The organism is Erwinia sp. INIA01 (genome assembly GCF_025947915.1).
Classification (GTDB): Bacteria; Pseudomonadota; Gammaproteobacteria; order Enterobacterales; family Enterobacteriaceae; genus Erwinia; species Erwinia coffeiphila.
This window is the reverse complement of record NZ_JAPDNC010000005.1, coordinates 82730-96121: the sequence shown is the minus strand read 5'-3', so window position 1 is coordinate 96121 and position 13392 is coordinate 82730. Positions and strand designations below refer to the sequence as shown.

Genomic DNA, 13392 nt, shown 5'->3' with positions numbered 1-13392 from the left:
GCTGCTCTGGCTGCCCGGGGCGTGACGGCTTCCGGCGTTGAGGCGCTGCTGCATTCCGGCGGGGCTTCGGCGGCACGTTCTGCCGCAAATTCAGCACCGTTACCGCCGCTGCGCGAAGAGTTAATTCTGCATCGCGGCCCGGCGAACTGGGACGGTTCCCCCAGCTGGACGCTGGAAGATCCGCAGCGCGGGCGCTTTTTCCGCCTCGGCTGGCTGGAGATGGCGTTGCTGTCGCGCTGGTCGCTGGGCGATCGTCAGAGGCTGATTGCCGAAGTGAATCAGCGGCTGCCGCTGGAGATCGGCGACGAGGACGTGGAGAACTTCAGCCGCTTTCTGCAGTTTCATTCCCTGACCCGGCCCGAGGGCGAAGCCGCGCTGAAGCAGTTCCTTAATCAGCAGCAGCAGAGCCGCAGCGTCTGGTGGCGCTGGCTGCTACATAACTATCTGTTTATGCGCATTCCGCTGCTGCATCCGCACCGTATGCTGCAACGGCTGCTGCCGCACGTAGAGCTGTTCTATCGGCGACCGTTCTGGCTGGCGACCCTGGCCGCCGGGGCCTGCGGGCTGCTTTTCGCCAGCCGCCAGTGGCAGACCTTTCTGCATACCTTCCTGCACTTCTTCACCCTGGAGGGAGCGCTGCTGGCCGGGGGGACGCTGGTAGTGACCAAGTGCCTGCACGAGCTGGGGCATGCCTTTACCTGCACCCGCTACGGCGCGCGCGTCTCTACGCTGGGGGTGGCGCTGCTGGTGCTGATGCCGGTGCTGTACACCGATACTTCGGCGTCGTGGAAGCTGCCGAAGCGCCGCCAGCGGCTGGCGATAGGGGCTTCCGGCATGCTGGTTGAGCTGGCACTGGCGGCCTGGGCGACGCTGGCGTGGAGCTTCCTGCCGGACGGCATGTGGCGTAGCGCGGCGTTTATGCTGGCGACCACCACCTGGATAATGACCCTGCTGATCAACCTCAGCCCGCTGATGCGCTTTGACGGCTACTTCCTGCTTTCCGATGCGCTGGGCGTACCGAATTTGCAGGCGCGCGGCTTTGCGCTGGCCCGCTGGCGGCTGCGCGAATGGCTGTTCGGGCTCGGCGATGCCCCGCCCGAGCAGTGGCCGGACTGGCTGCGGCGCACGCTGCTGAGCTACGCCTTCGCCACCTGGGTGTATCGCCTGTTTCTGTTTACCGGTATTGCGCTGCTGGTTTATCACATGGCGTTTAAGCTGCTGGGCATGGCGCTGTTCGCGGTGGAAATTGGCTGGTTTATCCTGCTGCCGATCTGGCAGGAGCTGCGTGAATGGACCAAACGACGTAAGGATTATCGAATGAATCGTCATCTTGGGGTGACACTGGCGGGGGTCACGCTGGCTCTGCTGGCGCTGATCGTGCCGTGGCAGCGCACCGTTACCGCTCCGGCGCTGCTGCGTGCCGCCGAGCAGCACAGTTTTTACATGCCGCTGGCCGGACGGGTTGGGGAGATCCTGGTGAAACCCGGACAGCAGGTGAAGAGCGGGGAGCCGCTGTTTATCCTGCAGGCCGACGGTGAGTCGCACCAGCGCCAGCAGCTGGAAAAGCAGGTGGCCACCCTCAACTGGCAGCAGCAGTATCAGCTAATGAACCGCCGGGCGGCGCAGAATCATCAGCGCGTGCGGCAGGAGCGTGAGGCCGCAAATCAGCGGCTCCAGGTGCTGGAACAGCAGCAGCAGGCGCTGACCGTGCGCGCTCCGGCCGGGGGTGTGATGGTGGATCAGATGCTGCCGCTCACGCCGGGCGAATGGCTGCCTGCGGGAGAATGGCTTGGTACGCTGATCGGTCCTCAGGGCGGCGTGGTGGAAGCGCTGGTATCCGAACAGGACTGGCGGCGGCTGAAGGTGGGCGACAGCGGCACCTTCTACCCACGCGATGCCTCCCGCGACGCCAGTGAGATTACCGTGGTAGATATAGAACATGCGGCGCTGGTGGACATGAAGCCGCTGGCGGAACTGGCTTCGGTCTACGGCGGTCCGGTGGCGACGCTGAGCGACGCGCAGCGCAGGCTGATGCCGGAACAGGCGGTGTATCGCGTGGTCCTGAAACTGCCGGCCGACAGCCCGGCACCACAGCAGGTACTGAGCGGCACGGTATCGCTGAAGGGGGAATCACAAAGTCTGGCGGTTAAACTGTGGCAGCGGGTACATGCGGTATTGATACGCGAGCTGTCGTTTTAATCAATCCGGCGCGTTGTCCAATGATAACGTGCCGGATCGTTAACGATAATTAGTTAGCCCACACATAAAGGCAGGGAATGATAACCAGCAGGACTGCCAGTATAAACTGCGTAACGCATTCACTAATAATTGCCGTGTAACCGTATTTGCCAAAGTATTCCATCACGCCAAAGCCGGCAAGACAGAAAATAAAGATGCCAATCAGTTTGGCGGTACAGATGGTGTAGCCTGGAGGGAAAATGGGAGTAAGGGTGGCGGCGAACAGGCCAACCAACATTCCCAGCCCTGTAATCGTAAACACCTTGCCTGTATTAATGATAGGAAAGATAACATAGTGAAAGAACCAATTTTTAATCAGGGGGATTCCGCCATTCGGACCCGTTGCCATCATTCTGAACACAGTCAGCATTCCGCCAGCTGTCGCTAGAATCATTATTGTGTCGGGCGCAAAGTTCTCAAAGAATACGCTGAAAAATTTTTTATTCATCAGCCCGTCATTATTAAACCTGATACCCAGCTGAAGTAAAAAACTTAAGACGATATAAAAAACGCTGCCGCGAACTGTTTGACCCGCTATTGTTAAAAGAAACCTGACTATACGATGGCTGTTTTGGGGTTTATCGGTACCAGAGACCTCAGTGGTCATGCGTGCAATCCATTTTGTTTGTGGTTTTATTGGTAAGTAAATCTTACATTTTCTTGACCTTTTTGCAAAAAAATTATGAGCGTGGTGGATACACAAAGAGAGAGGTGGAACCAGATAAGCTCTGGGTTGGGGAAAGCGCCGTTATCGAATATTTTATTTTCGGTATAGTTGGCGACCGGAGGTTACTGCGTGGTTGATCGACTTGCTGTATCGCTATTGTTTGAATACGGCCCCGATTAATAAACCCGGAACCGTATGATCGCCGAGTGGTGGTTTAAATAATCGAGCAAAGATAGGCATTGCCCTGGAAATAGCTGCCGTCCGCTTTTTTCGCATGCGGATGATAGCCAATCGCCGCGCCTTTATGCTGTGCCGCACATTTCACATCGCCTTCATGCTGCAGATTTGATGGCACTTTGCCGAACAGCGTGGCGTCGTTCCATAACTGTGTTTTTCCTGAAGCCTGGAGCTGTGGCGGCGTAGCGGACGGTTTCTCGCTTGGGCTAAGCGAAATACAGCCGGTGGAGAGCAGGGGAATAACGGTGAGTAAAATTGCTGCTGTTATCTTTGCCATAATAAATACCCTGGTTGGAGTTGGACTTTTTGTCTTTTATAAAAAGAAGAGTCTGATAGTGATAAATCGCGCTAATTAAAGTCGGTGTATTAACGCAAGTTCGTCTACGCTCAGGTGGCGTATTATTTTTAACCATCATTTCGATGGGGTTTACGGCAGGAATCTACACCTGAAAAGGATGAAAGGCAACGAGGATTACGCGACGTAGATCGTAAATTTACTATTATTTTTCAGTGGGATGATGGGTGTTAAAATGAAATTTCTAATTGATTGGTGACGTTTGTTCTAAGTTTGAATTTTGTTTGATAAATAACATTACAGATTTATTAAATAAAGGGATTTGCTCAGGGCCGACAATTAATCAAGCCTTCTGATTAATAAATGAATCATCCGTTTCGTCCAGTGCATGCGTTGACATCAAATCTGAATAAAAGCGCAGTTATGGCTGGTAGTAACACTACGGTACTTTTTATTATCATTCCCATCCCACCGGGCTGAGTTACCCTCAAGGCATCTGCATCGATTGGCAAAATGGCATGAGTTTGCTGATAAAAGAGTTATCGCGAAACATCGTTGCTTTTGGCAGGTAATGAAAAGTCCGGCTGCCCGGATAATCAATAAAACACCCACGTTTATGTGGATGTTTTATCGCAGGATCTTTTCGACCCTGCACTAGAAATATCCTAAAACCTGCGTAATAATCCCCGACCAACTGACCAGCAGCGCAGACTGATGGCACAGGATCGTTGTGTATTTCAGTATTTTTCTTTACCTTCCGGGACTCGATCTTATGGCCGATAAAGGCAAGGATCTCGCAGCGCTGTATCTTTCCGAACGTAAACGTCTGGAGCGCCAGATAGACCGCAAAGTGGGCTGTCGCAGCACGGCCAGCGATCTGGTGCAGGATATTTTTCTGCGGCTGTGGGAAAAGGCCGTCGAGTGGAAAGGCGATTCCGCTGCCTATCTGAGCCGCTGCGCGCGCAACGCCGCCATCGATCATCTGCGCGCTGAGAAAACCCGCGAAGCGTATTTGCAGGGCGAGCTGCCGGAGTCGTTTTCCGAGCCGCCGCTGTCACCGCACGAGATCCTGGCCGCCGAACAGAACATTCGCCACATCGATGAGGTGCTGGCCTCGCTGCCGGAAAAAACACGCCATATTTTTCTGCTAAACCGGGTACACGGACGCAGTTTTTCTGAGATCGCCGGGGTGATGGGGATATCATCGCGCGCGGTGGCAAAGCATATGGCACGCGCGGTTGCCGCCTGTGAAGGTCCATCCGCGACGGGAGTGAACAATGTCGATTAAACCTGAATCAAACGACGCCGCAGTACGTGGCGAAGCGCGTCGCTGGTTTCTGGCGATGCAAAACGGCCCGTCGCGTCGTCAGCTGGCCGCCTGCGATAAATGGCGGCAGGCGCATCCGGCGCACGAAGAAGCCTGGCTGGCGATTGAGTCCGTCTGGCAGGACACCGCCGCACCGGGCCAGCAGCTGGCGGAAAAAGAGGCCGATGTGCTGTCCGGCTATCTGGCGGCGATGGATAAAAACCGTGCGCGAAAGGCGACGCGTCGCCGCGCGGGTTCTGCCGCTGCGCTGTGCGTCACGCTGGTGATGCTGGCCGGTCTGTGGCTGCAAAATCCGTCGTGGATGCAGAATTTGTCTGCCGATCGGGTGGCGGCAAAAGGCGAGCGGCGCGAGGTGCTGCTGGCCGACGGCTCGAAAGTGCTGCTGGATGCCGACAGCGCCTTCAGCGTCGATTTCACCCCGGACGTGCGCCGCATTCATCTGCTGCGCGGCGGCGCGTTTTTCGATGTGGTGTCTTCCAGAACGCCGTTTATTGTGGATACCCCTGCGGGCAGCGTCCGCGTTCTGGGGACGCAGTTTGACGTGCGCCTGCAGGAGAGCGGCGGCGTGGTGACGCTGGCGCGCGGCAGCGTGGCGGTCAGCAGCGAGGGGCAGCCGCAGCCGACGATGATTAAACCCGGCCAGCAGGTCGCGTTTAGTCCGCAGGGGGTGGCAGCCCCGGCCAGCGTCAACGTTCAGGACGCGATGGCGTGGCACGGCGGTCGCTATATTTTCTATCGCGCGCGTCTGGGCGATGTGATGCGCGAGGTGGAACGCTATCGGCCTGGTCGCGTGCTGATGCCTTCTTCTGCGCTGGCGGATCAGCGGGTGACCGGCAGTTTCTCCCTGGCCGACACCGACAAAGCGCTGGATTCGTTACAGGCCAGCGTCGGCTTCCGTATGCGCAAGGTGACTGATTATTTGGTCATTATTACGCAATAAAAGCGTCTTATTTTCAGCTGGTTATGAGTTTTTTATAAAAAAGTGTCTTTTTCAGGTTCAGTGGTGCGCCTGCTGATGCGTGATCGTAGTGATAGTGAAAATGATAATAAATATTATTTTCGTTTAATTGCGATCGTCTTATCAGATATGGGGCACGTTAATGAACAACAAGAAAGTTCGTCGCGCAGGCTATGCATTAGCCTCGGCACTGCTGGCAGGCGCAGGCGCAACGGGTATGGCGGTGGCCGCCGTACAGCAACCTCAGGTTCAACAGTTCAGTTTTACGATTCCGGCAAAACCGGTCACCCAGGCCGTCAATGAGATTGGCCGGATTGCCGGTCTTTCCGTGGTATTCCGAGAAGATACGGCGATTGAGGTGACGGGCCGACCGGTACAGGGCCGGATGAGCGTCGAGCAGGCGCTGACCACTCTGCTGAACGGTACGGGACTGGGCTACCGCTTCAGCAACGACAGCACCGTGCAGATTTACCGGTTGCCGCCGGACGCGGCCGCTAACGCCAGTACGATGGTGGTCAGAGCCTCGGATAACGGCAGGCTCGGGCCGGTGACCGGCTATGTCGCCAGCAACAGCACCGCCGGGACCAAAACCAACACCCCGCTGATGAAAAATCCGCAGTCGGTCAGCGTAATCACCCGGGATCAGGTGGATGTGCAGGGCGCACAGAGCCTGACCCAGGCACTGCGCTATTCGGCCGGGGTATCGGCGGAAGTGCGCGGGTCGGCATCACGCTACGATCTGCCTTATATCCGTGGCTTTGGCTCGCCGACCGACGGTAACCAGTATCTGGACGGTCTGCGCCTGCTGCGCGGCGGCGGCTATGTGATCCCGCAGATTGAAACCTTCGGCATTGAACGCATTGAGTTCCTCAAGGGGCCTTCATCGACGCTGTACGGTGGCGTGAATCCCGGCGGACTGATTAATGCAGTCTCTAAAGTGCCCTCCAGCGAAGCGCAGAACTCGGTGGAGATGCTGTACGGCAGCCACAAGCGTATGCAGCTGGGGCTGGATTCCACCGGGCCGCTGGCCGACGATAACTCCCTGCTGTACCGGGTCATTGCCCTTGGCCGTAAATCGAATACTCAGGTGGTGAACACCAAAGAAGAACGGCTGTTCGTTGCGCCGTCGCTGACCTGGATACCCGATGCCGATACCTCCTTTACCCTCAATATGAGCTATCAGCGCGATCCGGAAGGGGGCTACTACGGCGTTCTGCCGACGGTGGGCAGCCTGTGGTCCAGCCCGGCCGGGCAGATCGCGCGTAATTTTAACGACGGCGACCCGGAGTACGACGAGTTCAGCCGCACGCAAACGGCGGTGGGCTGGCAGTTTGAACACCGCTTCAACGACACCTGGACAGTGCGCCACAATCTGCGCTACCTCGATCTGACTACCGTGACCAAAAGCGTCGGGACCGCCGCGCTGGCCGCCGACGGACATACCATTTCCCGCTATGCCCTGGGCACCGATGAATCGCTGCGGGGGATAACGTCCGATATGCAATTGCAGGCGGAGTTTGATACCGGGCGCTTCTCGCATACCACCGTGGCCGGATTCGACTATCAGGAGTCATCATGGCGGCAGATCCGCGACTACGGCGCGGCACCGTCGATTGACTATCTCAACCCGGTTTACGGCGTGGCGACCAACCTGGCGCTGGCACCGATCACCAATCAGAAACAGCACATCACCCAGGCCGGGTATTATTTGCAGGATCAAATCGAGCTGGATAACTGGACGCTGGTGGCGGGCGGGCGCTACGACACCGCGCGTACCCGTACCGATAACTATCTCAGCGCCTCGCACGGCGTTCAGGATGATGAAGCGTTCAGCGGCAAGATCGGTCTGATTTACAACTTTGATAACGGCATTGCGCCGTATGCCAGCTACTCCACCTCGTTCCTGCCGGTGACCGGCACCGGCAGCAACGGCAACGCCTTTAAACCCAATACTGCGCAGCAGCGTGAGGTTGGCGTCAAGTACCAGCCGACCGGACTGGATGCGCTGTTTACCCTGGCCTGGTTCGATATTACCCAGAAAAACGTGGTGACCTACGCCAACGCACTCACCTCTTATCAGACCGGGGAACAGCGTTCACGCGGGGTGGAGTTTGAAACCAAAATGGCGGTAACCGACAGCATCAATGTGACCGGTGCCTTCACCTATACCAAAGCCGAAGTCACCAAAAGTCTGGCGGTTGATGCCGGTCAGCGGCCAATCGGCATCCCGGATTACACCGCTTCGCTGTGGGCCGATTACACCTTCCGCAGCGGTCTGATGCAGGGGTTGACCGTTGGCGGCGGCGGGCGCTACGTGGGGGAAACGGTGGGGGGCTATTCACCGAATGTGTACAGCGCCAGCGCCGTTCGCCTGGATGCGCCGGGGTATACGGTGTTTGATTCGGCAATTGGCTACGACTTCGGCAAGCGGTTTGGCAACCTCGATGGTTTAAGCACCCGGGTGAGCGTCAACAATCTGTTCGATAAAAGCTATGTCACCTGCCTGTCCAACAACTTCTGTAACTACGGTAACGAACGTGTGGTGAACGTGTCCGTGAACTATCGCTGGTGAGGCCGATGAGCGTAATGGAGCAAAATACGCATCGGGCGCACACCGGTAGCGGGCAGCTGGCGGTGCTGCTGGCCATCAGCGCGCTGTATATCGGCTTTGGTATGACCATGGGGCTGATCCAGGGCGGATTCCCGGCCATTATGCGGGCGCAGGGAATGAGTCTGGGGGCGGTAGGCTGGCTGTATGCGCTGTATCTGCCGCTGGGCGTGGCGTTTCTGTGGTCGCCGCTGGTCGACCGCTGGCGGCCGCCGTTTCTGGTGGTGGAGCTGGCGTGGATTGTGCCGATGCAGCTGGCCTCCGCGCTGGTGGTGGCCGCCGTGGCGCTGATGCAGGGGGCCGATCTGCGTCTGCTGTTTGCGATGGGACTGTTTGTCGCCTTTGCGATGGCAACGATGGATATTGCACTGGACGCGCTGGCGGTGGAGCGCATTGATCCGACCTGGCGACCACGTGCGGCGGCCTGCAAGCTGGCGGCGCTTTCCATCGGCGCGATGATCGGCGGCGGGGCGTTTGTTGCCCTGTTCCAGCGCTTCGGCTGGGCCACCATCTTCCTGTGCTATGCCGCCAGTCTGCTGCTGCTGATTGTGCCGATGCTGCTGGTCAGCAGAGCAAAGTCGCCGGTGGCTACGCCGTCCGTCGCGCCGCAGCAGCAGAAGGCCAGCTTCCGCCGACTGCTGCGCAATTCGCTCCAGCGCAGGCGGCTGGTGCTGCTGACGCTGACCTGCTGCGTGATCTTCCCGCTGTCGGCACTGAACCGCTTAATGCTGATCGATATGCAGGTATCGATGGACGTCATCGGCGGCGTGGTGGGCACGCTGGGGCCGGTCACCATGCTGATGACCGCCGGGATCGCCGCGCCGATGATGCACCGTTTCGGTTTGTCGCGGGCGATCTGGCTGTTTACCGCTCTGGGGATCGTCGCCCTGGCGGCAATGGCGGCAGGCTATCTGCTGGCGCTGCCGTGGCTGGCGATAGCCGGTGCGGTCACCATGGGCGCGGCGGTCAGCGGAATTTATGTTGTGCTCAGCGCCCGCATCCTCGGCTGGTCGCGCGGGGAACAGCCCGCGACCGACTACGCCACGTTTTACGGCGTCGGGCGCTTTGTCAGTACGCTGGCCACCATCGCTTTTGCGCAGATGGTCGCGCTGATCAGCTGGCCGCTGTTTTACCTGTGCGGCGCACTGGCGCTGCTGACCGTAGTGGCATTACTGCGCCGTTCCGTAGAAGAAAAGGAAACAGAACATGAATGACAAGAGCGTTTACACCGGCGCACAGCCGGATGCCGAAATTTTTGATATCAGCCACTGGCCGATTGTGTTTATCCGCTTTCCGCAGCTGGGTATGCCGGACCGAACCAACCGTCTGCTGAACGGCCTGACCGACTTTCTGCTACAGCAGCAGCGTGTGGTGTTTGTCTGGATACCCGCGCGGCACGGACACGAGCGCGAGCCGCATGAAGAAGAGAAGCAGTCCACCCGCTGGATGAAACAGTATAAAACCGAGCTGCGCGACTGGTGTGCGGGCTACGTTTATCTGACCACCGACGAGGAGGTGCGCGCCAGCCTGAGCACGCTGTTCCCGAAACTGAAGAAGATTATGCCGTTCCCGAAAACGCTGGCGGATGACCCGGAAGATGCCTGTAAGAAGGCGCGCGAGTTTCTGGCTTTGCCGGTGCAATAAGCTCCGCCGGGCCTGAAGCAGGCAGTCCGGCGGCAGTCATTGCCGCCGGACTGGCGCGTGGAGCGAGTATTTATCCTCAGGGACTCGCGGGCGACTTTACCAGGTCATTGCTCCGTCACCCACTTAGCCCTTCAACCTTCAGCTTTTCAGTTCGCGCAGATATTTATAAACGGTGGTGCGCCCCAGCGACAGCACGCTGGCGATGTAATCTGCCGAGTTTTTTGCCCGGAACGCTCCTTCCTTATGCAGATCCATCACCAGATCCTTTTTCTGTCCGCGGGTCAGCGCGCTCAGCGAGGTGTTTTCACGCCGAATCCAGTCGTGCAGGAAGGTGTTGATTTTCTCCTGCCAGTCGTCGCGGAACAGTGCTTCCGGCTGCGGCTGCAGGCGGGTGACGGACAAAAACAGCTCCAGGGCGTTGCGCGCTTCTTCAAAGGGCGCGGTGCTGAAGTTAATGCACAGCAGATAGCCGGGATCGGTTTCATTCCCCGTGGCGATGGTCACCGAACGCATCTTTTTGCCGTCCCAGTTCAGCTTCTCGTAAGGCCCGGTGACGGCGGCCAGCGTCTGGCCTTCAAACTCATCCAGCCCGGCATCATCGCCGATATTGCGCTGAGACAGGTTATTGGCGATATAGGCCACTTTGCCTGCGACCACGTCGTGGATAACCACCTCAACGCTGGGAAAGAACAGCGCAGCGATGCCGTCCGCCATTGATTTTAGCAGCGGGAAGGGCGTTTTTTCGCTGAGCGTTACGTTTGCCACTGTGTTGTCCTCTTAGTTCTGCGGGCGCCAATCATAGCCGATTTCTGCCGCGCGCTGTTCGCTTCTGCCGTTCTGTTTTACGCAATCAGATTTTCATTGTAAACAAAAAGTGCATGATGTACTTTTTAGTTCATCTGCTGTTCCGGGAATAGAAGATATCGCCGATGCGATGCTGACTTATCTTAACCAACAGGATAAATAACATGAAGATCAGACCTTTTGGCGTTGAACAGTGGATGAACGAGTGGGAAAACCACTGCGAGTACAACCTGGCGGAAACCTGCGTGGAGTCGCTGACCATGAAGCAGCTGCTGGCGATGTCGGGCGATACCGCTGCGGTGCTGGATGAGATGCTGAACATCAAAATGACCTACGGGGCTATCACCGGCTCCGAGCGGCTGCGCCGGGTGATTTCGATGCAGTACCAGGCGCAGTCGGCTGACAATATCCTGATTGCCCACGGCGCTATCGGTGCCAATGCGCTGATTTATCAGGCGCTGGTGGAGCCGGGCGATACGGTGATTTCCGTGCTGCCGACCTACCAGCAGCACTACTCGATCCCCGCCAGCCTCGGCGCGGAAGTAAAGATCCTGCCGCTGCGCGAGGAGAACGGCTTTCTGCCAGATGTCGCCGAATTGAAGTCGCTGATTGATGATAAAACCCGGCTGATCGCCATCAATAACCCGAATAACCCCACCGGCGCGCTGATGGATGACGCGCTGCTGAAGGATATCGTGGCGGTGGCGCGGGAGGCCGGGGCCTGGCTGCTGTGCGATGAAGTGTATCGCGGCACCAATCAGGTCGGCGACGGCTATAGCGCGGCGGTGGCCGATCTGTACGAGAAGGGCATCAGCACCGCCAGCATGTCAAAAACTTACTCGCTGGCGGGCCTGCGCCTCGGCTGGATGGCTGGCCCGGAATCGCTGCTGAAGGCGGTGGAGATCCGCCGTGATTACAACACGGTCAGCGTTGGCGTGCTGGATGACTACTTCGCCACCATCGCGCTGGAAAATCGCGATAAAATTCTCAGCCGTAACCAGACGATGCTGCGCGACAATTTGCAGCTGCTGGATGAGTGGGTGAGCCGCGAGCCGCTGATCGACTATACAAAGCCGCAGGCCGGTACTACGGCGCTGCTGAAATACCATTTGCCGCTGGGTTCCCGCCAGTTTTGTATCGGTCTGCTGGAGCGCTACGGGGTGATGTTCACTCCCGGGGAGGCGATGGATATGGAGGGCTATGTGCGTATCGGCTTTGCCAATAACGGCGAGGTGATGAAAAAAGGCCTGGCCCGGGTCAGCCAGTATCTGCGTGAACTGCAGGACGAGCTGAAATAATTTGCGGCAGGTGGGTGCGAGAGGCGCTTACCTGCTATTTTCTTTGGCGACTTATGGTATAAATTCAACACTAAAATAAAGAAAAGGTAAGTGTTATGTCGTCGCAGAAGTTGGCCAACAGAGTTAAAGACCTTCAGTCATCGGCAATCCGTGAGCTGTTAAAGCACAGCAAGATGGAAGGTGTGATCTCGTTGGGCGGAGGAATACCGAATCCGGATCTGTTCGATACGGAAGGCCTGAGAATCGCTATGGACCGCGTGCTGACTGAAGACGGTCACAATGCGTTTCAGTACGGCCTGAGTGAGGGTGACCCCAAATTACGTGAAGCGATCTGCCAGATTTCGGCGGAGCGCGGCATTCAGTGCACGCCGGACGATGTGGTTATCACCTCCGGTTCGCAGCAGTCGCTGGATATTGTGGCGCGGGCAATCATCAATCCCGGTGATGTGATTGTGGTTGAGCGTCCTACCTACCTGGCGGCGCTCCAGGTGTTTCAGCTGGCCGAAGCCGAGTTGAAATCGGTGGGCACCGACGGCGAAGGGATGATTGTTGACGAGCTGGAAGAGCTGGTTAAACAGACCCCGATTAAAGCCGTTTACATCGTGCCGACCTTCGGCAACCCGGGCGGCGTGACGCTGACCGATGCCCGTCGTCAGCAGCTGGTGGCACTGGCCGCTCGCTATGACTTCCTGATTTTCGAAGACGATCCCTACAGCGAAATCAACTTCTCCGGCGAAACCTTCCGCACGCTGAAGTCCCACGCGCAGGCGATTGGCGTTGGCGAGCAGGTGATCTACACCTCAACGTTTTCCAAGATCCTGGCCCCGGGCGCACGCGTGGGCTGGATCACTCTGCCATCGTGGTTGAAACAGCAGGCGGTGATCCTCAAGCAGGCCACCGATCTGCACACCAGTTCACTGTCGCAGGCGCTGACCCGCCACTATCTGGAAAGCGGCCGTCTGCGTCCGCAGATTGCGTTAATCAGCAAGGCCTATCAGCAGAAGTGTGATGCGCTGGTCTCGGCGCTGCAAAACGAGCTGGGCGATCGCATTCGCTTCCACCGTCCGCAGGGCGGGATGTTCCTGTGGGCTACCTTTACCGAGGCGTTTAACACCACGGAGTGGCTGAAAACCACCCTGAATAACGGCGTAGTCTACGTTCCCGGTGAGTTCTTCTACTGTGACCGCCCGGATACCTCAACGCTGCGCCTGTCCTATTCGACCGTGTCCGAAGCCAACCTGGCCGAAGCGGCAAGAAGGCTGAAGGCCTCGCTGCCGCAGTAATCGCTCAGCTTATTCATCTGGCCCTTTTGCAAG

The 13392-nt window shown here is 57.8% G+C and carries 11 protein-coding genes; 8 read left to right on the top strand and 3 right to left on the bottom strand.

Annotation, left to right across the window (positions count from 1 at the left end):
• Positions 1-45 precede the first annotated feature (45 nt).
• Positions 46-2199, top strand: coding sequence for an HlyD family efflux transporter periplasmic adaptor subunit (locus OMR58_RS10605; protein WP_444861313.1), 2154 nt, complete (start codon positions 46-48; stop codon positions 2197-2199).
• A 49-nt stretch (positions 2200-2248) separates the two neighbouring features.
• Here the strand turns inward: OMR58_RS10605 and OMR58_RS10600 are convergent, their stop codons facing one another.
• Positions 2249-2845: a hypothetical protein gene (locus OMR58_RS10600; RefSeq protein ID WP_200562617.1), complete on the bottom strand. Its 597-nt coding sequence runs from the start codon at positions 2843-2845 to the stop codon at positions 2249-2251.
• 274 nt (positions 2846-3119) lie between these two features.
• On the bottom strand, positions 3120-3419 hold the full coding sequence (locus tag OMR58_RS10595) for a hypothetical protein (protein WP_200562619.1): 300 nt from the start codon (positions 3417-3419) through the stop codon (positions 3120-3122).
• A gap of 790 nt (positions 3420-4209) precedes the next feature.
• Between OMR58_RS10595 and OMR58_RS10590 the strand changes: the two genes are divergently transcribed.
• The 5 genes from OMR58_RS10590 to OMR58_RS10570 all read left to right on the top strand — a co-directional run bounded on the left by OMR58_RS10590 (position 4210) and on the right by OMR58_RS10570 (position 9974).
• On the top strand, positions 4210-4725 hold the full coding sequence (locus OMR58_RS10590; RefSeq protein ID WP_264545878.1) for an RNA polymerase sigma factor: 516 nt from the start codon (positions 4210-4212) through the stop codon (positions 4723-4725).
• Positions 4715-5704 (top strand): FecR family protein, encoded by a 990-nt coding sequence (locus OMR58_RS10585; RefSeq protein WP_264545877.1) that lies wholly within the window; start codon positions 4715-4717, stop codon positions 5702-5704. The genes OMR58_RS10590 and OMR58_RS10585 overlap by 11 nt, the downstream gene beginning before the upstream one ends.
• Before the next feature lie 160 nt (positions 5705-5864).
• Positions 5865-8294 (top strand): TonB-dependent siderophore receptor, encoded by a 2430-nt coding sequence (locus tag OMR58_RS10580; RefSeq protein ID WP_264545876.1) that lies wholly within the window; start codon positions 5865-5867, stop codon positions 8292-8294.
• 5 nt (positions 8295-8299) lie between these two features.
• Positions 8300-9544, top strand: a complete 1245-nt coding sequence (locus OMR58_RS10575; protein WP_264545875.1) for an MFS transporter — start codon at positions 8300-8302, stop codon at positions 9542-9544.
• The gene (locus OMR58_RS10570; RefSeq protein WP_264545874.1) at positions 9537-9974 is read left to right on the top strand and encodes a hypothetical protein; all 438 of its coding nucleotides are present in this window, start codon (positions 9537-9539) and stop codon (positions 9972-9974) included. Before OMR58_RS10575 ends, OMR58_RS10570 begins: the two co-directional genes overlap by 8 nt.
• A 138-nt stretch (positions 9975-10112) precedes the next feature.
• Here the strand turns inward: OMR58_RS10570 and OMR58_RS10565 are convergent, their stop codons facing one another.
• Entirely contained in the window at positions 10113-10688 is a 576-nt protein-coding gene (locus OMR58_RS10565) for a helix-turn-helix transcriptional regulator (RefSeq protein ID WP_264546045.1), read from the bottom strand.
• Positions 10689-10942: 254 nt separating this feature from the next.
• Between OMR58_RS10565 and OMR58_RS10560 the strand changes: the two genes are divergently transcribed.
• Together OMR58_RS10560 and OMR58_RS10555 are read left to right on the top strand one after the other, a co-directional pair.
• Positions 10943-12076, top strand: coding sequence for an aminotransferase (locus tag OMR58_RS10560; RefSeq protein ID WP_264545873.1), 1134 nt, complete (start codon positions 10943-10945; stop codon positions 12074-12076).
• 95 nt (positions 12077-12171) lie between these two features.
• Positions 12172-13359 carry an aminotransferase-like domain-containing protein gene (locus OMR58_RS10555; RefSeq protein ID WP_105594333.1) on the top strand — a complete coding sequence of 396 codons (1188 nt, stop codon included), beginning with the start codon at positions 12172-12174 and terminating at the stop codon, positions 13357-13359.
• Positions 13360-13392 lie beyond the last annotated feature (33 nt).

Bases quoted from the DNA above. Each gene is read 5' to 3' on its own strand.
- OMR58_RS10570 (WP_264545874.1), top strand. From the start codon at position 9,537: ATGAATGACAAGAGCGTTTACACCGGCGCACAGCCGGATGCCGAAATT.
- OMR58_RS10555 (WP_105594333.1), top strand. From the start codon at position 12,172: ATGTCGTCGCAGAAGTTGGCCAACAGAGTTAAAGACCTTCAGTCATCG.
- OMR58_RS10600 (WP_200562617.1), bottom strand. From the start codon at position 2,845: ATGACCACTGAGGTCTCTGGTACCGATAAACCCCAAAACAGCCATCGT.
- OMR58_RS10590 (WP_264545878.1), top strand. From the start codon at position 4,210: ATGGCCGATAAAGGCAAGGATCTCGCAGCGCTGTATCTTTCCGAACGT.
- OMR58_RS10565 (WP_264546045.1), bottom strand. From the start codon at position 10,688: ATGGCGGACGGCATCGCTGCGCTGTTCTTTCCCAGCGTTGAGGTGGTT.
- OMR58_RS10575 (WP_264545875.1), top strand. From the start codon at position 8,300: ATGAGCGTAATGGAGCAAAATACGCATCGGGCGCACACCGGTAGCGGG.
- OMR58_RS10595 (WP_200562619.1), bottom strand. From the start codon at position 3,419: ATGGCAAAGATAACAGCAGCAATTTTACTCACCGTTATTCCCCTGCTC.
- OMR58_RS10560 (WP_264545873.1), top strand. From the start codon at position 10,943: ATGAAGATCAGACCTTTTGGCGTTGAACAGTGGATGAACGAGTGGGAA.
- OMR58_RS10580 (WP_264545876.1), top strand. From the start codon at position 5,865: ATGAACAACAAGAAAGTTCGTCGCGCAGGCTATGCATTAGCCTCGGCA.
- OMR58_RS10585 (WP_264545877.1), top strand. From the start codon at position 4,715: ATGTCGATTAAACCTGAATCAAACGACGCCGCAGTACGTGGCGAAGCG.